The sequence below is a fragment of the Bradyrhizobium quebecense genome (genome assembly GCF_013373795.3).
Taxonomy (GTDB): Bacteria; Pseudomonadota; Alphaproteobacteria; order Rhizobiales; family Xanthobacteraceae; genus Bradyrhizobium; species Bradyrhizobium quebecense.
In genome coordinates this window covers 1,462,007-1,487,942 of sequence record NZ_CP088022.1, presented here as the reverse complement: position 1 = coordinate 1,487,942, position 25,936 = coordinate 1,462,007, and the positions used below count along the sequence as shown (strand labels likewise).

Below are 25,936 nucleotides of genomic sequence, written 5' to 3'. Positions count from 1 at the left end.
CCATGGCGCGCGCATTGATGATCCAGGGAGCCGGCTCGGACGTGGGCAAGTCGCTCATCGTCGCCGGCCTCGCGCGTGCCGCGAGACGACGCGGCCTGCGCGTGCTGCCCTTCAAGCCGCAGAACATGTCCAACAACGCCGCCGTGACCGTCGACGGCGGCGAGATCGGACGCGCGCAGGCATTGCAGGCGCTCGCTGCCGGCGCCGAGCCGCACACCGACATGAACCCGGTGCTGCTGAAGCCGGAAACCGATATGGGCGCCCAGGTCATCGTGCACGGCAAGCGGATCGCGACCGCAGGCGCGCGCGAATATGCCGCCATGAAGCCGTCGCTGATGGGCGCGGTGATGGAGAGTTTTGGGCGCCTGAAAGAGCGCGCCGATCTCGTGCTGGTCGAAGGCGCCGGCAGCCCGGCCGAGGTCAATCTGCGCAAGTCCGATATCGCCAATATGGGCTTTGCGCGCAAAGCTGGCGTGCCCGTGGTCTTGGTCGGCGACATCGACCGCGGCGGCGTCATCGCGCAGCTCGTCGGCATCCAGGCGGTGATCCATCCTGATGATGCTGCGATGATCCAGGGTTTTGTCATCAACAAATTCCGCGGCGATCCGACGTTGTTCGACGACGGCTACCGGCTGATCGAAGCCCGCACCGCCTGGCGCGGCTTTGGCGTGCTACCCTGGTTCGTTCGCGCCGGCGAGCTTCCGGCCGAAGACGCGCTCGGGCTTGGCGAGGCGCGCAAGCCCGGTCAGTGCAAGATCGCGTTTCTGGCACTGTCGCGGATCGCCAACTTCGACGACCTCGATCCGCTGAAGCTCGAACCCGGCGTCGATCTCGTGATGGTGCGGCCGGGCGAAGCCATTCCGGGCGACGCGAAGCTCGTCATCCTGCCCGGCTCGAAATCGACCCGCGGCGATCTCGCCTTCCTGCGCGCGCAAGGCTGGGACATCGACCTGCTGGCGCATCATCGCCGCGGCGGCCATATCCTTGGGCTGTGCGGCGGATACCAGATGCTTGGGCAGAGCGTCGCCGATCCCGACGGGATCGAGGGGCTCGCCGGCGAAACGCCTGGCCTCGGGCTTCTCGATGTCACGACTGTTATGACCGAACAGAAGACGCTGACCCGCGTCAGCGCGATGCATGCTGCGACCCATCAACCGATCAGCGCTTACGAGATCCACATCGGACACACCGGCGGCCCGGATCGCGCGCGGCCCTTTTCAATGCTTGACGGCTCGCCGGAAGGCGCCATGTCGCGTGACGGGCGCGTTCACGGCAGCTATCTGCACGGCCTGTTCACCTCGGACGGATTTCGCAAGGCGTTCCTTGCGCAGCTCGATATCCCTGCGGCGGATCAGCCGTACGACGCCAGGGTCGAGAGCGCGCTTGACGCGCTTGCCGAGCACATCGAGACCCATCTTGATGTGGAAGGCCTGCTCGCGTTGGCGCGCTAAACCATCAACGCGACAACACGGCGGAAAGACGGGACCATTCGGCCTCGCTGCCCGGCAGACCGAGGCGCAACCATCCCGGCTTTTGCTGGAAGACGCGCGACCAGATCTGGCCGCGGGCAAGCTTGTCCTGCGCGGCCAGCGCGTCGCCGGTCTCGTAGAGACGAAACAGCGACGTGCCGCCGAGCAGCGTCCAGCCCAGCGATTGCGCTTCCGCATCGAGCCTGACGCAGTCGTCCGCCAGCCGTGCGGTCGTCGCCCTCGCCCAGTCGCGATCGAGCAGCGCGCGCCGTCCAATCGCAATTGCGGCACCCGAAACCGGCCATGGGCCCGCCATCGCCGCAAGCGCAGCGATATCCGGCTCGCTGCCGATAGCGAAGCCGAGCCGCAAGCCCGCAAGTCCGTAAAACTTGCCGAATGAGCGCAGGATCAGGAGCCCGGATTGTCCGGCCTCTCCTGCAACTGACAGGTCGGGTACAGCGTCCGCAAAACTCTCGTCAATCACGAGCCGGCCAACGCGCGGCAACAGCGCGAGCAGTTCGTGCCGATCATGGCGTCTGCCATCGGGATTGTTCGGATTGACGATGATGCCAATGTCCGCTCCCGCAAGCGCTGCGAGATCGGACACCTCGGCAACATCCCAACCGGCCGCCGACAACATCCCGGCATACTCGTTGTAGGTCGGTGCAAGAATCCGCGCTCGCCCGCGCGGCGCCAGATGCGGCAACGACTGAATTGCGGCCTGCGCACCGCTCATCGCCACGATCGGCGCGTCGGTGCGGTAGGCCTGCCGCGCGGCGTTGTGCAGCGACTCGATATCGGAGCGCGACGGCAACGCGCTCCACTGCCGCGGCACGACATCAACGTCAGGATACGGCACCCGATTGATACCGGTCGACAGGTCGATCCAGTCTTCCGCGGCGCCGCCGAAGCGCTGCTGGGCGACATCGAGATTTCCGCCATGCTCGCGCATGCGCCGCTCCTTCACGCCAGCGCCAGGGCCACGAACGCAGCGGCCAACAGCATCATGGCGTAACGATAGAGTTTCAGCCCGGTGAGGACATCAGCGGCGGCCGGATCGCGCGCCCCCTCGTTCAGCCAGGGCTCGTTCGCGACGCTGCCGTGATAGATGCGGGGCCCGCTGAGCCGCACACCGAGCGCGCCGGCCATCGCCGCTTCCGGCCAGCCCGCATTCGGCGAGCGATGGTGCCGCGCATCGCGCAGCATGCAGGACCACGCCTGCGAGAAGCGCGGTGCAAGCAGCACGAACAGCAGTCCGGTCAGCCGTGCCGGAACGAGATTGGCGAGATCGTCGATCCGCGCAGCGGCCCAGCCGAAGGCTTCATGCCGCTCGGTGCGATGACCGATCATGGAATCCAGTGTGTTGATCGCCTTGTAGCCAAGGATTCCCGGCAGGCCGAACAGCGCCCCCCAGAACACCGGCGCCACGATGCCGTCGGATGCATTCTCGGCAAGGCTCTCGATGGTCGCGCGCGCGATGCCGGCGTCGTCGAGCGTTGCGGGATCACGTCCGACAATTTGTGCGACCGCCGCACGCGCGGCCCCGATGTCGCCGGACACAAGCGGATGTGCCACCGCGGCGACATGGTCATGCAGCGAGCGCAGCGCCACCAGCGGCCACGCCAGCACGCCGACAAGGACGACGCGAACCCATCCGGATGGGAGTAAAGACTGCACGGCCCAACCCAGCGCCGTTGCCAGCGTGATCACCAGGATGACAGCCGCGACACCGGCGATGCGCCGAAACGCCGGCGGATCGGAGGCACGGTTCCAGGCGGTATCGACGAGATGGATCAGCCGGCCGAGCCAGGTCACGGGATGGCCGATGCGGGCAAACAGCCAATCCGGCCAGCCGATCAAGACGTCCACAGCCATCGCCACCGCCATTGCTCCCGCAAAACCCACGCACCTCTCCTCGCCGCGATCCCCCTGATGCGCAAGACGTCGGCCGAGTGCAAGCCCTCCATAGCGGATTTCGGCTTTGTCTTTTGCCGCGATTGGTGGTTAGAGCGTTTTCGAGGCGAAGCGGATACCGGTTCGCGACAGGAGCCCCTATGGCCGTCATTCTGATCACCGGCGGAGCCCGGTCCGGAAAAAGCCGCCGTGCCGAATTGCGCGCGCGCAGCTTTCCAGGTCAGCCGGTCTATGTTGCGACCGCCGAGGCGCTCGACGCGGAAATGGATGAGCGCATCGCCAGGCATCGTGCGCGCCGCGGCAGCGACTGGATCGAACGCGAGGTGCCGCTCGACCTCGTGGCGGCGCTGGCCGAGACCGATGGCGGCGGCGCAAGGCTGGTCGATTGCCTGACGCTCTGGCTGTCCAACCTGCTGCATGCCGAGCGCGACTGGTCGCAGGAAGTCGCGCGGCTGGCGGACGCGCTGGCGCGCCAGCGCAGCCCGGTCATCATGGTCACCAACGAGGTTGGCCTCGGCATCGTGCCTGACAACGCACTGGCGCGGACCTTCCGCGACGCCGCAGGTCTCATGAACCAGAGCATTGCCGGCGTGGCGGACGAGGTCGAGTTCGTCGTTGCGGGCCTGCCGATGAAGCTGAAATGAGCAACACGATCGATCCCGCCAAAGGCCCCGCGATGGTCGCATTCGACGAGGCGTTTCGTCGGCAACTGCACGAACTGTTCGTGTGGCGGCGCGACGTGCGGCGCTTCTTAGCCGATCCGCTGCCGGACGGCACGATGGAGCGGCTGATCGAGATCGCCTGCCTGTCGCCTTCGGTCGGGTTGAGCCAACCCTGGCGGTTCGTCATTGTCGACGATGCGGCACGGCGCCGCGCGGTGATCGAGGACTTCAAGAGCTGCAACGCCGACGCGCTGCGATCCTATTCCGGTGAGCGTGCAGCAAAATATGCCGCATTGAAACTATCCGGCCTCGAAGAGGCGCCCGGCCATCTGGCCGTGTTCGCCGAAAAGACCGACCAGATCGGCTCCGGCCTGGGGCGCGCCACAATGCCGGAGACAACCGAATACTCGGTGGTGGCCGCGATCTGCTCGATGTGGCTTGCCGCGCGCGCGGAAGGCATCGGGCTCGGCTGGGTCTCGATCTTCAATCCAGGCCGCGTTCACGAGATTCTGGAAATACCCGATACGTGGAAATTCATCGGCTACCTCTGCATCGGTTACCCCGAGGTGGAATGCGACCGTCCGGAGCTCGAGCAGGCCAAGTGGGAATCGCGGCGAGGTCCGGATGAATTCACCATCCGGCGCTGACCAACCTCCGGGCGGCAGCGGCGCCTCGAACAGCGCCGCCCACTGGCGCGCCGACATCGCCTCCCTGGTTTTTCCGCTCCCGGAGCACGGCGCCATCTGCGCGGTACATCGGGGCGCGTTTCGAACATTGCTTGGCGCCGACCCGACGCCGGAAGGCTGCATCGGTTATTTCGCGCGGTTTGAAGACGCGTTCAGGGCCGCGGCACGCGCCAAGATCCCGCGCAAGCGCATCCCCTTTGGAACAAATCTGCATCTTACCAGTCGCGACATCGCTCGAAAGCTGCTAGAAGCCGACCAAATCGAACGTGGAGAACGACCATGAGCCAGTCCCCGGCCGCGCAAACCCAGGTCATGCAATCCCAGGTCATGCAATCCCAGGTCACGCATCTGCCGGTCGCCGCCCGACAGGTCGGACGGCTTTCGCAATCCCTGATGGCGATGTCGCTCGGCCTGTTCATTGTCGGAGTGGTCGGCTTCTCGCACATCGACGTGATCCACAACGCCGCGCACGACGTGCGCCATTCCAACGCATTCCCCTGCCACTGATCTCGTCGGCATGAGCACGTTTCGCTCGATCGTCTTCTCCTCGGTCATTGCCGGATTCATCGTTGGCCTGATCGTCACAGCGGTCCAGCAGTTCGGCACCGTCCCGCTGATCCTCAAGGCCGAGGTCTATGAGAAGGCGGCCGAGCACAAGCACGAAGCCGCCGCGCCACCGCAGGCCATCCTCGTCCACGATCATGCGGATCATGATCATGGCACCGAGGCGTGGGAGCCGCGCGACGGTCTGGAGCGCAATCTCTATACCGCGGGAGCGAACATCCTGACCGCGATCGGCTTTGCGCTGCTGCTTTGCGGCTTCTTTTCGGTGCGCAGCGGCGCGACCGGCGAGCCGATCTCGTGGCACGAAGGCCTGATGTGGGGCCTCGCTGGCTTTACCGTTTTCACGATTGCGCCGGGCCTTGGGCTGCCGCCTGAACTGCCGGGGGTCCCCGCCGCACCACTGATGTCACGTCAGATCTGGTGGGTGACGGCGGTGCTGGCGACATCCGCCGGCCTCGGGCTGATCGTTTTCCGGCGCTCGATGCCGGCCGCCATCGCCGGCGTTGTCCTGATCATGCTGCCGCATTTGATCGGCGCGCCCGAGCTGGAGCATGTCGAGACCAATGTGCCCTCGTCATTGTCGCATCAGTTCGTGGTCGCGGTCACGCTGACCAGCCTGGTGTTCTGGTCCTTGCTCGGTGGCCTGACCAGCGCCGCGTTCGCCTATTTCGACCGGCCCGCATCGGCGTAACGCCACTGCCTGATATCGTGGCCGCTCAGCTCGCCTGCCTGAGCGGCTTCCCGGCCCGCAGCTCCCTGTCCTGCACCAGCACCTTCTCCGCATAGAGCTGGTCGATCTCCTGCGCGGACAGCCCGAGTTCGCCCAGGATCTCCTCATTATGTTCGCCGAGCAAGTCGGCCCTCAGCTCGGTGCGCTGCGGCCATTCCGAGAAGCGCATCGGCGCGCCCGGAATCGCAAATTGGCCGATCCGGGGATCGCTGACATGGCGGACCGTGCCGCGCTCGATCAGATGCGGCTGGGCCATGGCGTCATTCAGCGTTAGCACCGGCGCACAGGGGATTCGTTCCTGCTCCAGCGCCGCGATCGCCGCATCGCGTGACGGAAAAGTCTTGAGCCAGGCTTCGACGATCTCCCCCACCAGCACCCTGTTGTCGGCCCGGGCGCGTGCGGACTCGAACCGCGGATCCTTCTCGAGCTCCGGCCGCCCCAGCGCACGAACCATTTGCGGCCATTGATGCGCCAGCGCGCAGATCACGAGAAATTCACCCCGGCCGCAATCGAACACCCCGACGGGACCGCCATTCGGGTGCAGCGAGCCCTCCCGCTGCGGCACGAAGCTATCTCCGCGCAGCGAGACCTTCGGCACATTTGCCTCGTGCATGTGAAAATAGGTGTCGAGCAGCGTCGATTCAATGAACTGGCCCTCTCCGGTCCGCTCGCGGTGAAGCAGCGCAAAGCCGACTGCCATCGCCGCCGCAACACCGGTCGAGGCGTCTCCGATCGCCACCGGCACTTGCGCCGGCTTCCCATCGGGATCGCCGATCACGCCGGTGATGCCGGCGAAGGCCTGGGCGATATAGTCGAAGCCGGGTTTGTCGCTCAGCGGACCGGTCTGTCCGGCGAACGAGATCGAGCACATGATCAGCCGCGGATTGATTTTCCTGAGCGTCTCATAACCAAGTCCGGCGCGCTCCATCACACCGGGCGTAAAGTTCTCCACCAGAACGTCGGCATTGGCGGCGAGCCGGGTCAGGATCTGGCGGCTCTTCTCATGCTTGAAGTCGAGCGCGAGGCTGCGCTTCGAATGGTTCTGCTGGAAGAAATACGTGCTCTGCGACGTGTTCTTGTGCGCGGGATCGCGCGGCTTCAGGCCCTGGAAGCGCGATCGGTCGCCGAACGGCGCGAGCTCGATCTTGATCACGTCGGCGCCGGCCTCGGCCAGCAGACGCGTGCAGGTCGGGCCTGCAACGAACTGGGTGATATCGAGCACGCGATAACCGGTCAGCATTTTCGGAGGCAGTGTCATCTCAATTGTCCAGTTGTTGTGACTGAAGAGTTTCGGCGGGCGCGTTTCCGCTCACCGGCCTCGTTCCAAACAGATTGCTGCGGGCCTGCGCGTCGAGCGTCTTGCGCACCGCGCGCCGGCCGACCGCGAGTCCCTTCTGAAGCAGCGGCCGCGCGCGCAGTTCGGCGAACCAGCGCCGGACGTGCGGAAAGTCGTCGAGCGTGAAGCGTTGCGCCTTGTGGGTCATCACCCAGGGAAAACAGGCGATGTCGGCAATCGAATAGTTGTCGGCGGCGACATAGCCGCTCTCACTGAGCCGATCGTTCAGCACGCCGTAGAGACGGCGCGCCTCGTTGCCGTAGCGCTCGACCGCATAGGGAATTTTGTCGGACGCATAGACCGAGAAGTGCCCGTTCTGGCCCAGCATCGGTCCGAGCGCGCTCATCTGCCACATCAGCCATTGCTGCACGCGGATGCGGCCATGGAGATCACGCGGGACGAACCTGCCGGTCTTCTCCGCGAGGTAAAGCAGGATCGCCCCCGACTCGAAGATGGTCAGCGGCCCGCCTCCGCCGGGCGGATCCCTGTCGACGATGACAGGGATCCGCCCATTGGGATTGAGCTTGCGGAATTCGGGCTTGAACTGGTCGCCGCGCGTGATGTTGACCGGCACGACCGTATACGGCAGCCCGCATTCCTCGAGCATGATCGAGACCTTCCAGCCATTCGGCGTCGGCGCGAAATGAAGATCGATCATCGGAGCTCCGGCACAGCTCAGGCCAGCTGCTTTTCGCGCGACCGCGGCAGTCCGGCCTCCTGCAGCCGCCGCTCGAGCATCGGCACCCGGTCGTTGCCCCAGAACTGCTCGCCGCGAAACACGCAGATCGGCACGCCGAAGATATGGTCGCCCTGGCTCTCCTGCTGCGCTTCCTCATATTCGCGCCGGCCGTCGCCTTCGAAATAGCTGCGGAATTCGGCGCCGGACATCCCGAGCGATTCGATGAAGCGCTCCACGGCATCGACCTCGTCGACCGCGAGCTCGCGGCGGAAGAACAGCTCGTAGACCAGACGGCTGTATTCGATCAGACGTCCCTGCTTCTCCGCGAACAGCCCGCCGATCAGCGCCGGTGCGGTGTCGAAGATCTTCAGCGGCCCGCGGATGATCTTCTTGTCGCCGCGCTCGTTCGCGGACCGCCGTGCATCCATGTAGGAATACTTGACCTTGTATTCCGAATAGATGCTGCGCTGGCCGGAGCCCTTGATCCGGAGCTGGAACGGCCGCCAATGCACCTTGATGTCGAATTTCTTTTCCAGTTCGAACACCGGATCGAATGCCAGCCAGGCATAGGGGCTCTTGTAGTCGGAATACATCTTGAGAACTTCGCGGGACATTGTCTCTCCTTCCATGTCGATGTCATTGCGATTGAGCGACGAGCGGGCACTGGCTCTCCGACAACGGCTGCGCCGCCTCGGATGCCGGAATGACCTTCTCGATGGTGTAGTAGTCCCAGGGCTTCCTGACCTCGCCGGGGGCCTTGATGCTCGCCATGTAGAACGGATGCATCAGCCAGCCGTCGGTGCGCACAAAACCGTTCTCGACATACATGTCGTTGACCGGCAGCTTCCGGATCTCGTCGGCGACCTTCGGGCCGTCCAGGGTCCTGGCGGCCGCGACGGCCTGCAGATAATGCAGCGTTCCCGAGTAGACCGCGGCCTGGTCCATGGTCGGCATTGCGTGGTGCTGCCCGAAGAAGCGCTCCGACCACGCGCGCGTCTTGTCGGTGCGGTCCCAGTAGAACGGCGTCGCAAAGGTCAGCCCCTGCACATTGGCAATGCCGAGCGCGTGCACATTGGTGATGTAGGTCAGTGGCACCACGATGTGCTGTCCGCCCTCGGCGATGCCGAACTCCTTGGCCTGCTTCACAGCGTTGGTGGTGTCCTCCGCCGCCGAGATCAGCCAGATCACCTTGGCTTTCGACGCCACCGCCTGCAGCAGGAAGGAGCTGAAGTCGGGATTGTTCTGCGGGAAGCGCACCGAGCCCAGCACCTTGCCCCCGGCCGCCTTGATCGCACCCGCCGCAGCGTCCTCCATCGCCTTACCGAAGGAGTAGTCGGCCCGACAGGAAGAAGAAGCTGTCGAGCCCGCGCTCGATCAGCGGCTTCGGCAGCGGCGCCGAGATGGCGTAGGCGTTGAGCGACCACGAGAAAGCGGTCGCTGCGCAGGCTTGCTGCGTGATTGCCGGGCTGCCAGTGACGCCGTGGATGACGATCTTGTTGCGCGTCCGCGCCAGTTCCTGCACCGCGAGCGCGACGGCGGATTGCGCGACGTCGACGACGACGTCTGCACCGCCATTGTCGAACCAGTTGCGGGCGATCGCCGCGCCGACATCGGCTTTCGCTTGGTGATCGCCGGAGATGACCTCGATCGGACGATCCAGCACCTTGCCGCCGAAGTCCTCGACCGCCATCCTGGCAGCGAGCACCGAGCCCGGCCCCATGATATCGCGGTACATCCCCGACATGTCGGTGAGCACGCCGATCCTGACCGGCTGCACATCCTCCGCCCGGACCGATGTCAGCATCGCGCCGCCGACCAGCAACGCGATCGCTGCAGCTGTGGTTGTTGGTTTCTTCACCATGACTATCCTCGACGCTCCCGCTTGGGACGGCATGCATGTGCCGGCCTTCTTGCTTTCAGATGATCCGCCTGGACGTCAGATCGTCGATCCGCTGCCCGGAGAGGCCGAGCAGCCCGCCATAGATCTCATGATTGTTCTGCCCGAGCGTCGGCGCCGGCGCGGTGTATCCCTTGTGCGTCCGTCCCATCTTGATCGGGAACCCGGCGCCGATGACGTGCTGCTCCAGCGGCTCGGTCGGATGCGCGACCGGCTGCAGCATGTCGCGCGCACCGAGATGCTCCCAGGCGAGGATGGCGTCGATGTCGCGGATCGGGCTCGCGGCGACATCGCCGCGATTGAGCGCCTCGATCGCCTCGAGCGTGGTGCGGCCCAGCGTCCATTCGCTGACGATCGCATCGACGATCGTGTTGTTGGCGACGCGCCAGCCGGTGTTCATGAACTTCGCATCCGCGGCGAGGTCGAGCCGGTCCATTACACCCAATAGCGCCAGCCAGTCCTCATTCGTGGCGGCGCCGAGCGCGATCGCACCATCGCGCGTGGCATAGGTGTTGAACGGCGAGAACCGCATGATGCGATTGCCCTGCCTTGGCGCCATCCCCATCTGCGGATAGCAATCCAAGGGCTCGTCGAGCACCAGCGACAGCAGGCAGTCGGCCATCGCGACATCGACGAACTGGCCTTGTCCCGACATGCGCTGCTCGGTCAGCGCGGCGAGGATGCCGGAGACGGCAAAGGCGCCCGTGATGCCGTCCGCGAGCGCGGTGCCGGCCTTGCTTGGGCTGCCATCTGGCGCACCGGTGATCGACATCAGGCCGGATGCTGCCTGGATCATCAAATCGTACGCCTTGAGACGCCGGTCGGCGCCGGTCGAGCCGTAGCCGGTCAACGCACAATGCACGATCGCGGAGTTGACCTGGCGGTTTGCCTCATAGTCGATCCCGAGCCGCTCGGCAGCGCCAGGACGCAGATTCTCGACCAGGATGTCCGACTTGCGCAGCAGCGCATGGAACAGCTCCATGCCCTCCGCCGTGCGCATGTTCAGCGTGATCGACTTCTTGTCCCGGCAGCGTTTCAGATAGGCGAGGCCGAGATCGCTATCGTGCCTGCGGTCGAGCGAGACGCCGTCCTTGCCGAGGAATGGCGGCCCGGTCATGGTGGGATCGCCCTGCTCCGGGGTGTCGATGCGGATGACCTCGGCGCCGAAGCCGGCCAACATCAAGGTCGCGAACGGGCCTGAATAGAATCGCGTGAGATCGAGTACGCGGACACCGTGCAGCGCGCCATGCCTCGTCATCGTCGGGCTCGTCGTCATCCGCAATTTCCCTTCCCGCTTGCTGCCCTGTCGCTGTCTTCATCGTTGACGCGGCGGGCATATAGGTCAAATATTTTCCGATCCGGATTATTGATGCGAAAATGGAATGAATGATGCGCGAGCGACGCCCACGCCGGTTCGAGGTCAGCCTCAAACATCTTCGTGCCGCCAACTCGGTCGCGGTGTATGGCAGCTTCACCGCGGCCGCCGCCGACCTCGGCATGACGCAGTCGGCGGTGAGCCGTCTCGTGCTGCAGCTCGAACGGCAGCTCGGCGTCTCGCTGTTCCTTAGATCGACGCGCAACGTCATCCTGACCGCGCCGGGCCGCGAATTCACGGCATCGACGCAGCGCCTGCTTGCCGATCTCGGCGCCCAGGTCGACAACGCCCGCGCGCTCGGCGAACAGATCAAGGGACGCCTGATCATCTCCTGCCTGTTGTCACTCACGCACCACGTCGTGCCGGAGGCCGTGCTGAAATACAGGAAGGCGCATCCCGGCGTCGAAATCCACCTGCGCGAGGGCCTCGGCAGCGAGGTCTATGAAGATGTGCGCAGCGGCCTCGCCGACTTCGGCGTCGGCAACGTCACCGCGCTCGGCCAGGAAGTCGTCAGCGACGACGCGGTGCAGGAGTCCTGCTTCGCGATCCTACCGTCGCGCCATCCGCTGCGAAACAACAGCACGCTGAGCCTCCGCGAACTGCGCAACGAAGCCTTCGTCTCGCTCCCGACCGGCTCGGGCCTGCGGAAGCAGATCGACAGCGTCGCGACCGCAAGCGGCATCGTGCTCAATCACAGCACCATCGTCGAGCAGTTCGGCACGCTCTACGACTTCGTCGCAGCCAATGTCGGCATCTCGATCGTTCCCGCCTCGGCCGTGCCGCCGCGCGCCCCGCGCGGCGTGATCGTCAAGCGGCTGGTGTCGCCGCCGCTGGTTCGCAAGATCGGGATCCTGCGGCTGAAGAACCGCCCGCTGACGCCGGCCGCGACCGGATTTCTGGATATCTTCCGGCCACTGTTCCTGAACGCGTCACGGCGATAGCCCAAGACTCACAAGAATCATTTGAGATTCGCAGCAGAGCCTGATTAGGTTCGGGGACGCCGTCTGCTGCACGCCGCAACCGGCGCGCATGGCGGCGAAAATGCCGAACCGACAGGGCCCGACCACCGATGACCAAGACGCGACGGACACGACCGACGATTCGTGACGTCGCGGCCGAGGCCGGCGTCTCCGTCTCAAGCGTCAGCCGCACGCTCAACGGCGGCATCTATACCAGCGCCGAGCTGCATGCGCGCATCATGCGCGCGGTGAAGCGTCTCGGGTTCGAGCCCGACCAGGCGGCGCAGGCGCTGCGCTCGCGGGCCTCCAACACCATCGGCTGCATGGTGGCCGATTTCTCCAATCCGCACTACACCGGCATGGTGAGCGCGGCGGAGGAGGAATTCCAGCGCGCCGGCTTCCTCTTGATGCTGGCGGCGACCAAGCATGAGGAGGCGCGCGAGGCAGCGTTCCTGTCGGCGGTGCGGCGCCGCCAGATGGATGGATTGCTGCTGTTCGCCGGCGACAATTCCCACAAGGATTTCATGAAGGGGCTAGCGACGCTCGACCTGCCCTGCGTCACCGTCGACCGCGAGGTACCCGATAGCGTCATGGTTCGCGTCGATCACCGCGGCGGGGCGCTGGAGGCAACGCGCTATCTGATCGGCCTCGGCCATCGCCGCATCGCGTTGCTGACCGGAAGTGCTGCGGTGCTGCCGAGCTCGGAACGGCTTGCGGGCTACCGGCAGGCGCATCAGGAAGCGAAGATCGAGGTCGACCCGACCCTGATCCGCCCGCACATGCAGGGCGCCAACACCGCCTTCAGCTCGGTGTGCCAGCTGCTGCAAATGACAAAGCCGCCGACCGCGATCATCTCGCTCGGCACCAGCATGCTGGCCGAAGTGCTGGAGGCGATCACCAGCAACGGCCTGCGATATCCGCAGGACGTATCGATCGTGTGCAGCGGCGACACCGACCTCGCCCGCCATGCGACGCCCGCGATCTCAGCCCTGAGCTGGGACATGAACGAGGTCGGCCGCACCGCCGCGCGGCTGTTGCTGGAACGGATCCGCGAGCCCGACAAAGCCGGCAGCAGCGCCCCGGTGTTCCTGCCGACGCGCCTCATCCTGCGCCATTCCTGCGCCGCACCGGCAACGCCCGCGCGGGGGCGGAAGTAGCGCCGCGCCGATCAATCGGCCAGCGGCGCCGCTGCGTATTGCGCGTCGGAGACGTGCTCCATCCAGGTCGCGTAGTCGCCGTCGAGCGCTTCGTGGATCGCGATATGGCTCATGCCCGTGGTTGGCGCCGCGCCGTGCCAATGCTTCTCGCCCGGCGGAATCCATACCACGTCACCCGGACGGATCACGCGGATCGGGCCATCCCAGCTCTGCACATATCCGGCGCCGGCCGTGACGCAGAGCGTCTGGCCGAGCGGATGGGTGTGCCACGCCGTGCGCGCACCCGGCTCGAAGGTGACGCGCGCGGCCTGCACACGCGCGGGCGCGGGTGCATTGACGATCCCGTCAGCCCATACCGTGCCGCTGAACCAATCGGCGCTGCCGCGCCGGCTTGCGATCGATCCTGCGCGCTTGATGTCCATTCGCAATCCTCCCGTCTATCCAGGCTGGAAACGGTTCCAGCATCTCGTCATCGCCGGCTATCGCCCCTCTCAATGACGGAGCGAGACCGCGGTCGTGCTACTCTCAGCGCAGCACGAACCCCTCATAACCGCGCTGCGCGATCTGCGCGATGCGGTGGCGGTAGCCCTGACCGACATAGGGCATGAACACCCGCGGCTTGCCCGCGATGTTGGCGCCCTGGTACCAGGAATTCGCCTTCGGATAGAGCGTGCGGCTGGCGGCGTCGGCGACATGCGCCATCCAGGCCCGCTCGGCGTCGCGTTCCGGCTCGATCCGCGTCAATCCCTTGGCGCGCATGTTGTCGAGACAGGCCGTGATCCACTCGACATGGTTCTCGCAGGCATGGATCACGTTGCCGATCACCGACGGGCTGCCCGGCCCGGTCACGACAAACAGGTTCGGAAAGCCCGACACCATCAGGCCGAGATGGGCGCTGGGCCCGTCGGCCCAGGCCTCGTTCAGGGTCGCGCCATCCCGCCCGCGGATCTGCATCGCGGCGAGCGCCCCGGTCATCGCGTCATAGCCCGTCGCCAGCACCAGTGCATCGAGCGTAAAGGACCGCGTCGCGGTCTCGACGCCGGTCTCGATGACTGTCGTCAGCGGCTCCGCGCGCAGATCGACCAGCTCGACATGCGGCAGATTGTAGGTCGCGAAATAACCGGTATCGATACAGATGCGCTTGACGCCGAGCGGATAATCCTTCGGTGACAGTGCCTCCGCCGTCGCCCTGTCGTGCACGATGCCGCGGATCTTGTCGCGCACGAAGTCGCAGGCGACGTCGTTGACGGCCTCGTCGGTCAGGATGTTCGGGAACGCGGTCAGGATGCCGCCGCCGCCCTGCTCCCACAGCTGCTCATAGCGCGCCCATTGCACGTCCCGCCCGGGCACCGGCGCGTCGAAGGCATTCGCGGGCACCCGCCCGAACTCCGGCGTCTCGAGGCTCTCGCGATATTTCGCGATCACGGGCTCGGCGGCAGCGATGTCGGCCTCGGACAGCGGCGCATTGCGTGCCGGCACCGAGTAGTTCGGCGTGCGCTGGAATACGGTCAGGCGGCTCGCCGCCTTGGCGACCATCGGGATCGTCTGCACACCCGACGAGCCGGTGCCGATCACGGCAACGCGCAAGCCGGAAAAGTCGATCTCCTGATGCGGCCACTGCCCGGTGTGATAGACCGGCCCACGAAAACGCGCGAGGCCCGCGAGCTTAGGCTTGTTGGGGACCGAGAGATTGCCGGTCGCCATCACGCAAGTCGATGCGACGATGCAATCGCCGCGATCGGTGCGCAACGTCCAGCTCTCGCCTTCTTCGTCCCAGTCGGCGCCGGTCACACGGGTGTCGAACCGGATCAGGGAGCGCAGATCGAAGCGGTCGGCGACGCGCTGCGCGTAGCGCAGGATCTCCGGCTGGGCGGCATATTTCTCGCTCCAGCGCCATTCCTGCCGCAGCTCCTCCGACCAGCTGTAGGAATAGAACAGGCTCGGTATGTCGCAGCGCGCGCCGGGATAGCGATTCCAGTACCAGGTGCCGCCGACGTCGGACGCCGCCTCGATGCCGATCACCTTCAGCCCGAGCTCGCGCAACCGATAGATCGCATAGAGCCCGCCGAAGCCGGCACCGACCACGACGGCATCGCATTCGGCGACCAGCGGCGGCCTCGCGCCATGGTCCGGGCTCGTCTGCTCCAGTCTGCTCATTTGTCACATCTCTCAGGCCGCAGGAATATTGCCATCGGTGGCAACGCGCGCTAGTCTGGAAACGTTTCCAGACCGGAAGCGCATACGATAATTGTCGCCGGACGTCAACGCGCCGGCCCTCGGCAAGGGGCCCCGCGCGCACGTCACAAGGCGATCAGCGGACAATCAGGGAGTGAGTGAGGGATGTTGGACGGATTTTGTCTTCGCGCGTGCCTGGCGGCCGCGGTAACAATCGGCGCGCTGTCGCCGGCGCTCGCGCAGAAGAACTACGGCCCAGGGGTCTCGGATACCGAGATCAAGGTCGGCAACATCATGCCCTATAGCGGCCCCGCTTCGGCCTACGGCGCGATCGGCCGGACCGAGGCGGCCTATTTCAGGATGATCAACGACCAGGGCGGCATCAACGGACGCAAGGTCAACTTCGTCAGCTACGACGACGGCTTCTCGCCGCCGAAATCGGTCGAGCAGGCACGCAAGCTGGTCGAGGGCGATGAGGTGCTGCTGGTGTTCCAGCCGCTCGGCACCGCGCCCAATGTCGCGATCCAGAAATATCTCAACGGCAAGAAGGTCCCTCACCTCTTCGTCGCATCGGGTGCGACGCGCTTCGGTGATCCCCAGGGCTTTCCCTGGACGATGGGCTGGCAGCCGAACTACCAGAGCGAGGGGCGGATCTACGCCAGATACATCCTCGACAAATTCCCGAACGGCAAGATCGCGGTGCTCTGGCAGAACGACGATGCCGGCAAGGATGCGCTCAAGGGGCTGCGCGACGGCCTTGGTGACAAGGCAGCCAGCATGATCGTCGCCGACAAGTCCTACGAGCTGACCGATCCGACGCTGGATTCGCAGATCGTGGCGCTGCGCGCCTCCGGCGCCGACATCCTGTTCACCTGGGCGGCGCCGAAGGGCGCGGCGCAGACGATCAAGAAGGTCGCCGAACTCGGCTGGAAGCCGACCTTCTTCCTGACCTCCACCGCGACGTCGGTCGCCTCGGTGATGCGCGCCGCCGGCATCGAGCATTCGCAGGGCATTATCTCGGTCGCCTACCTCAAGGATCCGACCGACACGATCTGGAATGACGATGCCGAAACCAGGGAATGGCGGGCGTTCATGGACAAGTACATGCCCGACGGCGACAAGACCAACGGCAATCACGTCTATGGCTACGCCGCCGCGCAAACGCTCGCGCAGGTGCTGAGGCAGTGCGGAGATGATCTCACACGCGAGAACGTGATGAAGCAGGCTGCCGGCCTGAAGGACTTTGCGCCGAAGATGATCCTGCCCGGGATCAGGATCAACACCAGCGCGACTGACTTCCGTCCGATCGAACAGTCGCAGCTGATGCGGTTCGAAGGCGAGAGCTGGAAGCTGTTCGGCAACATCATCACCGGCGAGGTCGGCAGCGAATAGTGCGCCTGCGCACTCTGTTCAATGAGAGGATGGGACGAGACGCAAAGTTGAGGCAATTTGCGTCGCGACGACGCGGGTGTTTGACTCACGGGCGTGCAGCATGTTCGACGTCGTCCCTGCGAAAGCAGGGACCCATAACCACAAACGGTCGTTATTGCGCGACGCCGGAACGACGAGCCGCAATCACAACACCCGCCGCGGAGTATGGGTCCCTTGGGTTCACGACACAAGTGCAACACCTGCTAGGGTGTTGTGGCGATGGGACAATGTTATGGCCAGCTCAGCCTTGAAGAGCGCGTTGAGATTTACCGCCTGCATGCAGGCGGTAAATCTCAAAACGATATTGCGTCTGCGCTTGACCGCGCGACGTCGACGATAAGTCGGGAGCTGAAGCGCAACTCGCGGCCTACCAAGGTCTGGAAGGGCGGTTACGAACCTGTCCGGGCTCAACAATTAGCCGAACGTCGGCGACGGCAGGATGGCCGCTTCAAGCTGGCGCGCCAGCCGGCCCTGCGGGACTGCGTCGGCAAAAGCCTTGCGATGGGACATTCGCCGGAGCAGATCGCTGGTCGACTGGCGCGAGAACATGGTCGCGTCATGATCAGCCACGAGTCAATCTATCGTTTCATCTATCATCGTACGGCCCAGAAGGATTACTGGCACCGCCTGCTGCCGCGCCATAAACTCAGGCGAGGGCGCCGGCGACGCCCAGGCGGCAGCCCTGCCAGCTTCATTAAACAACGGCGCTCGATCGATGAACGACCCTCCGAGGTCGAAGGCCGCGGGACGCCGGGTCATTGGGAAGCCGACTTCATGCTGTTCGCGCGATATGGCCAAGGATTGCTGGTTCTCCACGAGCGACAAACTCGCTTCAGCATCGTGCTGCACCCACGCGATCGGAAAGCTGTCCTCACCGCTCGGACCATCGCCCGTCAACTCGGCAAGCTTCCACAGGCGATCCGTAAAACCATCAGCTTCGACAACGGAACCGAGTTCGCCGAGCATCACAGGCTTCACAACGCCCTCGGCGTCCAAACCTTCTTCTGCGATCCCCATAGTCCCTGGCAAAAAGGCGGCGTGGAAAACTCCATCGGGCGCTTACGACGCTCTCTGCCACGCAAAACTGACCTCAGGTTCATCACGGCAGCCGCCCTCAGGCGCCTCGCTCAGCGCCTCAACGATACCCCACGCAAATGCCTGGACTTCAAGACCCCCGCCGAGGCATTCTCCAAACTCAAATCAATCGTTGCACTTCAAACGTGACTCCATCTCCCGGCTTTCGCAGGGACGACACCGAGCGTGTTGCTTGACAGTTGAGCTCCAAACTCTATTCCGAATGCACATCACCTCACCCTACCCGGCCGGCGTCAGGATCGCCCGCTGTGCCGCATGCCAGCTCGCTTCGTCGGGCGCGCAGAGCAAGCCGCCGGTCAGATTGACCGGCTTGTAGGGCGATCCGTCGAAATGTGCGCTGTAGCCGCCGGCCTCGCGATGCAACAGCCAGCCCGCGGCATGATCCCACGGCATCAGCTTGTTGTAGAACAAGAGATGGCAATGGCCCGACGCCGCCATGCGGTACTCGTGCGCGGCGCATCGAAGCCAGGCGCTGACGCCAAGCCTGGACAGATTGCCGGCGACAATTGCCCGCAGCGGCTCAGGCAGGAAGTTGACGCCGATCACCGCTTCCATTTGCTTGACCGGCACCGCCGGGGCCACCCTCAAATCATGCCGCCTGCCGTCCGGCATTTCGAGCCACGCACCCTCGCCACGCAGCGCGAACGCGGTGTCGTTGCTGACGGGATCATGGATCGCGCCGAACACGATCTCGCCGCGCATCGTGGCGGCCACCATGGTGCCGAACAGCGGCAGGCTCGAGGTGAAGTTCCGCGTGCCGTCGATCGGATCGATGATGAAGGCAAGCTCAGCGGTTCCGACCTGATCGAGCGTGGCCGGATCGCGTGCCGTGCCTTCCTCGCCGATCACGACCGCATTCGGAAATGCCCGGAGCAGCGCCGCCGAGATCGCCTGCTCGGCGAGTTCATCGGCTTCGGTCACCACGTCAAACGCCGATGTCTTGGTACGGACCTCGATCTCCCGCACGCGGCGGAACCGCGGCATGATCTCGGTGCGGCCGACCTCGGCGAGGATGTTTCCGATATTTTGCGCATCGGCATGGGACAGTTTCACGCGGCATTCTCCTGCGTTGCGCCGGCATCCTATCGCAGGATCATGACTGCGCGGCAATCAACGGCGCTGGTTGTAGACATCGATGCAGACGGCGCCCAGCAGGACGAGGCCCTTGATCACTTGCTGATAATCGATGCCGATGCCGAGGATCGACATACCGTTGTTCATCACGCCCATGATCATGGCACCGACCACCGCGCCGCCGACCCGGCCGACGCCGCCATAGGCCGAGGCGCCGCCGATGAAGCAGGCGGCGATCACGTCGAGCTCGAAGCCGAGGCCCGCTTTCGGCGTCGCGGTGTTGAGCCGGGCAGCAAACACCAGCCCGGCGAGCGCCGCGAGCACGCCCATGTTGACGAAGGTGAAGAAGGTCAGCCGTTCAGTCTTGACGCCCGACAGTTTCGCGGCCTTGGCGTTGCCGCCAACCGCATAGATCTGGCGGCCGATCACGGTCCGCCGCGTGACGAAACCGTACAGCGCGATCAGCACCGTCATGATGACGAGCACGTTCGGCAGGCCGCGATGCGAGGCGATCAGATAGGTGAAGTAGAGCACCGCGCCCGCCAGCGCGATGCTCTTGGCGATGAAGAACGCATAGGGCTCGACCTCGATGCCATGCGACTGCTCGCGCGCCCGGCTCTTGGCGCTCGCGAGCACCAGCGCGAACGCCAGCACGACGCCGATCAGAAGCGAGGTCGGATAGAGCGTGCCGGCGCTCGGAAACAGCTCGGGGATGAAGCCCGACGACAGCTTCTGGAAGGTCGGCGGAAAAGGCCCGACCGACCGGCCCTGCAGCACCGCGAGCGCAAGGCCCTTGAACACCAGCATGCCCGCCAGCGTCACGATGAAGGACGGAATCTTGAAATAGGCGACCCAGTAGCCCTGCGCCGCGCCGATCGCGGCACCGATCAAGAGACAGACGATGAAGGCGATCGGGTAGTCGACATGATAGGTCACCATCAGCACCGCTGCGACCGCGCCGACGAATCCCGCAACCGAGCCGACCGAAAGGTCGATATGCCCGGTGACGATCACCAGCAGCATGCCGAGCGCCATGATCACGATGTAGCTGTTCTGCAGCACGAGATTGGTGAGATTGACCGGCTGCAACAGCGTGCCGTCGGTCACGATCTCGAAAAACAGCATGATCGCGAGCAGCGACAGCAGCATGCCGTAGTTGCGCAGATTGTTCTTGATGAAGCCGGAATGCTTGGGAGTCTCGGGAAGTGACACCGTCTTGTCGGTCATTGTGCTCCGCCTCCCGCCCGTACCCCGCTGTCGTGGGCGCCGTTCCCGGACATCCTGACATTGCGCATGATGGCGCGCATGATCTTCTCCTGCGTCGCGTTGCCCTTCGCGAACTCGCCGACGAAGGCGCCGTCGTTCATCACACAGATCCGGTCGCAGATGCCGAGCAGTTCCGGCATTTCCGACGAGATCACCACGACGCCTTTGCCGGCCTCCGCGAGCTCGTTGATGATACAATAGATCTCGTATTTTGCCCCGACGTCGATGCCGCGAGTCGGCTCGTCCAGCAGCAGCACCTGCGGATTGGTCATCAGCCATTTCGACAGCACCACCTTTTGCTGGTTGCCGCCCGAGAGCTGTCCGGCTTCCTGATAGACGTCGGAGCATCGGATCCGCATCCGGTTGCGGTAGTCGCTCGCAGCCTTCAGCTCGACGACATCGTCGATCACGCCGCGATCCGACACCTGGCGAAGGCTCGCCAGCGTCACATTCTTGCGGACGTCGTCGGCGAGGATCAACCCGAGCTGCTTGCGATCCTCGGTGACATAGGCGAGGCCGGCATGGATCGCGGCCGGCACGCTGGCAAGGTTGGCCTCGCGTCCGTCAAGGCGGATCCTGCCGGAGATATTGTAGCCCCAGGCCCTGCCGAACAGGCTCATGGCGAACTCGGTGCGGCCGGCGCCCATCAGGCCGGCGATACCGACCACCTCGCCACGGCGCACCCTGAAATCGACGTTCTTGATCACCTGCCGGGCGGTGTGCAGCGGGTGATACACCGACCAGTTCTCGACCGTCATCACGGGATTGCCGATCGCAACGTTTCGCTCCGGGAAACGATGCGCGAGATCGCGGTTGACCATGCTGCGGATGATCCGGTCCTCGTCGACCTGCTCGGTCCGGCAATCGAGGCTGTCGACGGTGCGGCCGTCGCGCAGCACCGTGATCCGGTCGGCGACCCGCGCGACCTCGTTGAGCTTGTGCGAGATCAGGATCGAGGCGATGCCCTGCTCGCGGAATACCAGCAGCCGGTCCAGCAGCGCGGCGCTGTCGGCCTCGTTGAGGCTCGCGGTCGGCTCGTCCAGGATCAGGAGGCGCACCTTCTTCGACAGCGCCTTGGCGATCTCGACCAGCTGCTGCTTGCCGACGCCGAGATCAGTAACGAGCGTGTCCGGCGATTCCCGCAGGCCTACCTGCGCCAGCAGCTCGGCCGTCCGCCGGTACACAGCGTTGCGGTCCACCACCCCGAACCGCGACGGTGCACGCGACAGAAAGATGTTCTCGGCGATCGACATCAGCGGGATGAGCGCCAGCTCCTGGTGGATGATGATGATCCCCAGCGCCTCGGAGTCGTTGATGTCGCGGAACCGGCGCTCCTCGCCATCGAACAGGATCGACCCTTCATAGCTGCCGGCGGGATAGACCCCGCTCAGCACCTTCATCAGGGTCGACTTGCCCGCACCGTTCTCGCCGACCAGCGCATGGATCTGCCCGGCTTCCACGGTGAAATTGACGTCGCGCAGTGCCTGCACGCCGGCAAAGCTCTTGCTGACGTTACGCATCTCAAGCATCGCCGTCATCGGATCACATCCCGCAACGTCACTAGGCCTCGGCGCTATCAGCCCCGCTCGCCCGCCCTAGTCGAATTGCGAACGCTTGTAGTAGCCGCTGTCAATCAGGACTTTCTCCCAATTGGTCTTATCCACCACGACCGGCTTCAGCAGATAGGACGGAACCACCTTGACCCCGTTGTTGTAGGTCTTGGTGTCATTGACACTGACCTCCTTCTTGCTCAGCACGGCATCGACCATGTCGGCCGTGACCTTGGCGAGATCGCGGGTGTCCTTGAAGATGGTCGAATATTGCTCGCCGCGCAGCATGGCCTTGATCGAGGGCACCTCGGCATCCTGGCCGCTGACGAACGGCATCGGCTGATCCTTGCTGCCGTAACCGACGCCCTTCAGGGAGGAGATGATGCCGATCGACAGGCCGTCATAGGGCGACAGCACCGCATCGACGCGCTTCTTGCCGTAGAAGGCGCTGAGCAGATTGTCCATCCGTGCCTGCGCCGTCGCGCCGTCCCAGCGCAAGGTCGCGACCTTACCCATGCCCATCTGGCCGCTCGCAACGACAAGCTTGCCGCTGTCGATATACGGCTTCAGCACCGACATCGCACCGTCGTAGAAGAAATAGGCGTTGTTGTCGTCGGGCGAGCCGCCGAACAGCTCGATATTGAAGGGCCCCTTGCCGTCCTTCAGCCCGAGCGCATTCACGATCGACCCTGCCTGCAGCACGCCGACCTGGAAATTGTCGAAGGTCGCGTAATAGTCGACGTTCGGCGTGTCCCGGATCAGGCGGTCATAGGCGATCACCGTGATGCCCTGGGCCTTGGCCTGCTTCAGCGCATCGGACAGCGTGGTGCCGTCGATTGCCGCGATGACCAGGACCTTGGCGCCCTTGGTCACCATGTTCTCGACCTGGGAGAGCTGGTTCGGGATGTCGTCGTCGGCATATTGCAGGTCGGTACCGTAGCCGCGTTCCTTCAGCACCTTGACCATGTTGTTGCCGTCGTCGATCCAGCGCGCCGAGGACTTGGTCGGCATCGCGATGCCGATGGTCGGCTTGCTCTGGGCGCGTGCGTCCGGTGAGGTCGCAGTAAGACCTGCCAACGCCAGTGCGATCAACGAGACCTTCAGTTTGAACATGCTTCGCTCCCTTGGTTTTTTGAGTTGAGGGTACCGTTGCCGTGGACCGCGTCAATCGACGGCTATCGTTCGTGGGCCGGCCGCAGATCTACGGCGATGTCGGATCGGCGCCAGGACCGTCACGACCCGAAATTGCGGAATGTCGATTGAACCCGTCAACAGCGCCAATGCTCACTCCGCACGGTCAGCCATGTCGATCCTGCAATACCAAGTTCACCCGCGAGTCATGTCGTGGGATGAACGAGGTGCGGGAATGACGTGGAGGATCATGAGGCGCCGGTCTCCCGGAACTGTTGGCAAGCGCTACCACCCGCCAGAATTTCTGGTGGTACGTCACCGTCTTGAGCAACCTTTGGTGGATGCCACCCCTACTATATGAATGCGCGCACCGACTGGCCATTTATTTAGATATCCAAATAAATTGACCGGCGACATGGAGGGTCACGAGGCGTTATCTCCCGAAATAATTGAGCAAGCCTCACCATCCGCTAGGTGCGGCGCTGCTTCTGACAACCTTTGGTGAGATTGTGCCCCTACTATGTAATGGAGGCAAGCATCATTTATTTAACTTCCAGAATAAATTAATCAGAACTGCCGGCCGGCGGCAGCGGCCTTCAGGCGTCGATGTCAGACAGATCGTCAACAACAAGCAACGCTCCGGCGAAATCGTCGTCGCTGAAATAGGTGCTGCGGGTGATGACCACGGGGATGCCCGCCCGCGACGCCGCGATGAGGCCGTTGCCGGAATCCTCCACGGCAATGCAATCGGCCGGGCCAAGCGCGAGCCGCGCCAGCACCTCGACATAGACATCGGGTGCCGGCTTCTTCCGCGGCACGTCGTCGCCGGCCACGATCGCCTCGAACAGATCGGCCCAGGCCGGCCCCAGCGCAACCGACAGCAGCGCATCGATATTGCCATGCGAGGTCGTCGTGGCGATCGCCAGGCGCTGGCCGCGGCTGCGCGCGCCGGCGAGCCATGCCCTCACGCCCGACCGCAACGGGCAGTCACCCGCCGCGATCAGCGCGGCGTAGCGCTTGGTCTTGATCCCGTGCAGGTCGGCGATGTCTGCGAATGTCAGCGACGGAACCGCGTTGCGCTGGTCGAAGGCGCGGATGCGCTCCTTGCCTCCGGCGACCCGAAGCAGCCGCGCGTAGGTGACCTGGTCCCAAAACCAATCGAGGCCGGCCTCGGCGAACGCCTCATTGAAGGCGCGGCGATGCACCTCCTCGGTTTCGGCGAGCGTGCCGTCGACATCGAAGATCAAGGCGCGGGCGCCCGCAATGATGTGGCGCATCCCGGCGTTCCTGATGCCGGCGAGCGCCTGGTTCATCGTGCCTCGCCCGCCGCGCCCGCCCCTTTCGCGAACACGCGGCTCGCAAGCACGTCGCCGGCCTCGATCGACATCACGTCGTCGGTCGTGAGCGTGCGGTCGAGCTTCGCCACGATCCGGTTGGCCTGGCGCAGCCGGACGCGGTCGAGCGCGTTGCGGATCGAGCGCGCATTGGAGAACAGCGGCTGTTGCTTGCGGATGCCGATGTACCGGGTGAAGGCCTCGCGTGCTTCCGGGGAGAAACGATAATTCTGCTGTTGCAACATCAGCTCGGCGATCCAGAGCAGCTCGCCATCCGAATAGTCCGGGAAGTCGATGTGATGCGCGATGCGGGAGCGGAACCCCGGATTGCTCTGGAAGAACTTCTCCATGCGGTCGCCATAGCCGGCCAGGATCACCACCAGATCCTCGCGCTGCTGTTCCATGATCTGCAGCAGGATCTCGATCGCCTCCTGGCCGTAGTCGCGTTCGTTCTCGGGACGGTACAGGTAATAGGCCTCGTCGATGAACAGCACGCCGCCCATCGCCTTCTTCAATATCTCTTTCGTCTTCGGCGCGGTGTGGCCGATATATTGCCCGACCAGGTCATCGCGCGTGACGCTGATGACGTGGCCGCGGCGCACGAAGCCGAGCTTGTGCAGGATACCGGCCATCCGCAGCGCAACCGTGGTCTTGCCGGTGCCGGGATTGCCGGTGAACGACATGTGCAGCGTCGGGAACGTCGTCGCCAGCGCCATCTTCCGCCTGATGCGTTCGACCAGCAGCAGCGAGGCGATCTCTCGGATACGGGTCTTCACCGGCTTGAGACCGATCAATTCGGAATCGAGCTGGTCGAGCACGTCGCCAATACCGAGGTCGGCAAATTCATGCCGGAGGTCGATGGTCTCGGGCGGCGTTTCGCGGATTTGTTCTTGCGGTTGCGTCATTATCCTCTCGCTTCGAGAAAAGCTCCGTCGCCGCGGCGGCGACGACGGAGAAGTGCATCCGGACCAGGACGGTCGAGGGAGCAATCCGCCTGGCTTGCAAGCCGGACGCGGTCAACGATCGGTGTATCGTTCGCCCTCGGGGCGGCTCGCCGCGTAGGAATGCGTCGCGTAACGCTGGTTGCGTCCGGCAACTTCCTGGCGATCGAGCCGGAAGCCCGGCTCCTCGCGCGGCCGGTTGACGATGAAGGAGATGCGAACCGATTCCCAGCCGTGACTGGAATCAAAGCCGGAGATCCGGATGTAGCGGTCGCCATAGACGCGCCGACAGTCGGCGAGTTCCTTCATGATGCCGGCCGCATCGCGCAGGTCGAACATCGGCAGGCCCCACATGTCCCAATAGGTGTTGCGGGGGTGCGGATCATCGGTGAACTCGATGTTCACTGCCCAACCCTTGTCGAGGCAGTATTGCACCTGCGCGGCGATCTGCTCATCGGAGAGATCGGGCAGGAAAGAGAAGCAACCTTGGGTCACGCGCATGAGAAACTCC

Annotated in this window: 27 protein-coding genes; 10 read left to right on the top strand and 17 right to left on the bottom strand. The window is 64.5% G+C overall.

Going from position 1 to position 25,936, the window contains the following annotated elements; all coding sequences use genetic code 11:
* Window positions 1-2 precede the first annotated feature (2 nt).
* Complete coding sequence (locus HU230_RS06905; RefSeq protein ID WP_176532342.1) at window positions 3-1,451, top strand: cobyric acid synthase; 1,449 nt, start codon at window positions 3-5, stop codon at window positions 1,449-1,451.
* 4 nt (window positions 1,452-1,455) lie between these two features.
* Here the strand turns inward: HU230_RS06905 and cobD are convergent, their stop codons facing one another.
* Window positions 1,456-2,421, bottom strand: a complete 966-nt coding sequence (cobD, locus tag HU230_RS06900) for a threonine-phosphate decarboxylase CobD (RefSeq protein ID WP_176532343.1) — start codon at window positions 2,419-2,421, stop codon at window positions 1,456-1,458.
* Between the two features lie 11 nt (window positions 2,422-2,432).
* On the bottom strand, window positions 2,433-3,356 hold the full coding sequence (cbiB, locus tag HU230_RS06895) for an adenosylcobinamide-phosphate synthase CbiB (RefSeq protein ID WP_210284543.1): 924 nt from the start codon (window positions 3,354-3,356) through the stop codon (window positions 2,433-2,435).
* Window positions 3,357-3,523: 167 nt separating this feature from the next.
* Between cbiB and cobU the strand changes: the two genes are divergently transcribed.
* Genes cobU through HU230_RS06870 form a run of 5 tightly spaced genes read left to right on the top strand, consistent with a single transcriptional unit; the run spans window position 3,524 to window position 5,986 of the window.
* A complete protein-coding gene (cobU, locus tag HU230_RS06890) occupies window positions 3,524-4,027 on the top strand; it encodes a bifunctional adenosylcobinamide kinase/adenosylcobinamide-phosphate guanylyltransferase (protein WP_176532345.1) in 504 nt (167 codons plus the stop codon).
* 32 nt (window positions 4,028-4,059) lie between these two features.
* Window positions 4,060-4,692: a 5,6-dimethylbenzimidazole synthase gene (gene bluB, locus HU230_RS06885; RefSeq protein WP_176535111.1), complete on the top strand. Its 633-nt coding sequence runs from the start codon at window positions 4,060-4,062 to the stop codon at window positions 4,690-4,692.
* On the top strand, window positions 4,670-5,014 hold the full coding sequence (locus tag HU230_RS06880; RefSeq protein WP_176532346.1) for a hypothetical protein: 345 nt from the start codon (window positions 4,670-4,672) through the stop codon (window positions 5,012-5,014). The genes bluB and HU230_RS06880 overlap by 23 nt, the downstream gene beginning before the upstream one ends.
* 44 nt (window positions 5,015-5,058) lie before the next feature.
* Window positions 5,059-5,238, top strand: a complete 180-nt coding sequence (locus HU230_RS06875) for a CbtB domain-containing protein (RefSeq protein ID WP_176535112.1) — start codon at window positions 5,059-5,061, stop codon at window positions 5,236-5,238.
* Between the two features lie 10 nt (window positions 5,239-5,248).
* Window positions 5,249-5,986, top strand: a complete 738-nt coding sequence (locus HU230_RS06870; protein WP_176532347.1) for a CbtA family protein — start codon at window positions 5,249-5,251, stop codon at window positions 5,984-5,986.
* Window positions 5,987-6,011: 25 nt separating this feature from the next.
* Here HU230_RS06870 and HU230_RS06865 read toward each other — a convergent pair whose 3' ends face one another.
* The 6 genes from HU230_RS06865 to HU230_RS06845 are packed head-to-tail and all read right to left on the bottom strand — an operon-like array spanning window position 6,012 to window position 11,213.
* Window positions 6,012-7,283 carry a CaiB/BaiF CoA transferase family protein gene (locus HU230_RS06865; protein ID WP_176532348.1) on the bottom strand — a complete coding sequence of 424 codons (1,272 nt, stop codon included), beginning with the start codon at window positions 7,281-7,283 and terminating at the stop codon, window positions 6,012-6,014.
* A gap of 1 nt (window position 7,284) precedes the next feature.
* The gene (locus HU230_RS06860; RefSeq protein ID WP_176532349.1) at window positions 7,285-8,019 is read right to left on the bottom strand and encodes a glutathione S-transferase N-terminal domain-containing protein; all 735 of its coding nucleotides are present in this window, start codon (window positions 8,017-8,019) and stop codon (window positions 7,285-7,287) included.
* Between the two features lie 17 nt (window positions 8,020-8,036).
* The gene (locus HU230_RS06855) at window positions 8,037-8,654 is read right to left on the bottom strand and encodes a DsbA family protein (RefSeq protein ID WP_176532350.1); all 618 of its coding nucleotides are present in this window, start codon (window positions 8,652-8,654) and stop codon (window positions 8,037-8,039) included.
* Between the two features lie 22 nt (window positions 8,655-8,676).
* Window positions 8,677-9,354 (bottom strand): ABC transporter substrate-binding protein, encoded by a 678-nt coding sequence (locus HU230_RS43600; RefSeq protein WP_176532351.1) that lies wholly within the window; start codon window positions 9,352-9,354, stop codon window positions 8,677-8,679.
* 4 nt (window positions 9,355-9,358) lie between these two features.
* The gene (locus tag HU230_RS43595) at window positions 9,359-9,898 is read right to left on the bottom strand and encodes an ABC transporter substrate-binding protein (protein ID WP_176532352.1); all 540 of its coding nucleotides are present in this window, start codon (window positions 9,896-9,898) and stop codon (window positions 9,359-9,361) included.
* A gap of 58 nt (window positions 9,899-9,956) precedes the next feature.
* On the bottom strand, window positions 9,957-11,213 hold the full coding sequence (locus HU230_RS06845) for a CaiB/BaiF CoA transferase family protein (protein WP_176532353.1): 1,257 nt from the start codon (window positions 11,211-11,213) through the stop codon (window positions 9,957-9,959).
* 113 nt (window positions 11,214-11,326) lie between these two features.
* Here HU230_RS06845 and HU230_RS06840 point away from each other — a divergent pair, with 113 nt between their 5' ends.
* Window positions 11,327-12,253 carry a LysR family transcriptional regulator gene (locus HU230_RS06840; RefSeq protein WP_176532354.1) on the top strand — a complete coding sequence of 309 codons (927 nt, stop codon included), beginning with the start codon at window positions 11,327-11,329 and terminating at the stop codon, window positions 12,251-12,253.
* A gap of 128 nt (window positions 12,254-12,381) precedes the next feature.
* Window positions 12,382-13,428 carry a LacI family DNA-binding transcriptional regulator gene (locus HU230_RS06835; RefSeq protein ID WP_176532355.1) on the top strand — a complete coding sequence of 349 codons (1,047 nt, stop codon included), beginning with the start codon at window positions 12,382-12,384 and terminating at the stop codon, window positions 13,426-13,428.
* Window positions 13,429-13,439: 11 nt separating this feature from the next.
* On the opposite strand, the gene HU230_RS06830 is transcribed toward HU230_RS06835, so the two are convergent.
* Window positions 13,440-13,850, bottom strand: coding sequence for a (R)-mandelonitrile lyase (locus tag HU230_RS06830; protein WP_176532356.1), 411 nt, complete (start codon window positions 13,848-13,850; stop codon window positions 13,440-13,442).
* Between the two features lie 103 nt (window positions 13,851-13,953).
* Complete coding sequence (locus HU230_RS06825) at window positions 13,954-15,585, bottom strand: flavin-containing monooxygenase (RefSeq protein WP_176532357.1); 1,632 nt, start codon at window positions 15,583-15,585, stop codon at window positions 13,954-13,956.
* Between the two features lie 183 nt (window positions 15,586-15,768).
* Here HU230_RS06825 and HU230_RS06820 point away from each other — a divergent pair, with 183 nt between their 5' ends.
* Window positions 15,769-16,995, top strand: a complete 1,227-nt coding sequence (locus HU230_RS06820) for an ABC transporter substrate-binding protein (protein WP_176532358.1) — start codon at window positions 15,769-15,771, stop codon at window positions 16,993-16,995.
* Between the two features lie 258 nt (window positions 16,996-17,253).
* Window positions 17,254-18,258, top strand: a complete 1,005-nt coding sequence (locus HU230_RS06815) for an IS30 family transposase (RefSeq protein WP_176532359.1) — start codon at window positions 17,254-17,256, stop codon at window positions 18,256-18,258.
* Between the two features lie 90 nt (window positions 18,259-18,348).
* Here HU230_RS06815 and HU230_RS06810 read toward each other — a convergent pair whose 3' ends face one another.
* From HU230_RS06810 to HU230_RS06780, 7 genes are all read right to left on the bottom strand, one after another.
* The gene (locus HU230_RS06810) at window positions 18,349-19,182 is read right to left on the bottom strand and encodes an inositol monophosphatase family protein (RefSeq protein WP_224943069.1); all 834 of its coding nucleotides are present in this window, start codon (window positions 19,180-19,182) and stop codon (window positions 18,349-18,351) included.
* A gap of 57 nt (window positions 19,183-19,239) precedes the next feature.
* Entirely contained in the window at window positions 19,240-20,430 is a 1,191-nt protein-coding gene (gene mmsB, locus HU230_RS06805; protein ID WP_176532360.1) for a multiple monosaccharide ABC transporter permease, read from the bottom strand.
* On the bottom strand, window positions 20,427-22,007 hold the full coding sequence (mmsA, locus tag HU230_RS06800; protein WP_176532361.1) for a multiple monosaccharide ABC transporter ATP-binding protein: 1,581 nt from the start codon (window positions 22,005-22,007) through the stop codon (window positions 20,427-20,429). Before mmsA ends, mmsB begins: the two co-directional genes overlap by 4 nt.
* A 57-nt stretch (window positions 22,008-22,064) precedes the next feature.
* Complete coding sequence (gene chvE / locus HU230_RS06795) at window positions 22,065-23,132, bottom strand: multiple monosaccharide ABC transporter substrate-binding protein (RefSeq protein ID WP_176532362.1); 1,068 nt, start codon at window positions 23,130-23,132, stop codon at window positions 22,065-22,067.
* Window positions 23,133-23,746: 614 nt separating this feature from the next.
* On the bottom strand, window positions 23,747-24,463 hold the full coding sequence (locus tag HU230_RS06790; protein ID WP_176532363.1) for an HAD-IA family hydrolase: 717 nt from the start codon (window positions 24,461-24,463) through the stop codon (window positions 23,747-23,749).
* Window positions 24,460-25,389 (bottom strand): CbbX protein, encoded by a 930-nt coding sequence (cbbX, locus tag HU230_RS06785; protein WP_176532364.1) that lies wholly within the window; start codon window positions 25,387-25,389, stop codon window positions 24,460-24,462. Before cbbX ends, HU230_RS06790 begins: the two co-directional genes overlap by 4 nt.
* Before the next feature lie 111 nt (window positions 25,390-25,500).
* Window positions 25,501-25,926, bottom strand: coding sequence for a ribulose bisphosphate carboxylase small subunit (locus tag HU230_RS06780; RefSeq protein WP_176532365.1), 426 nt, complete (start codon window positions 25,924-25,926; stop codon window positions 25,501-25,503).
* Window positions 25,927-25,936: the final 10 nt, after the last annotated feature.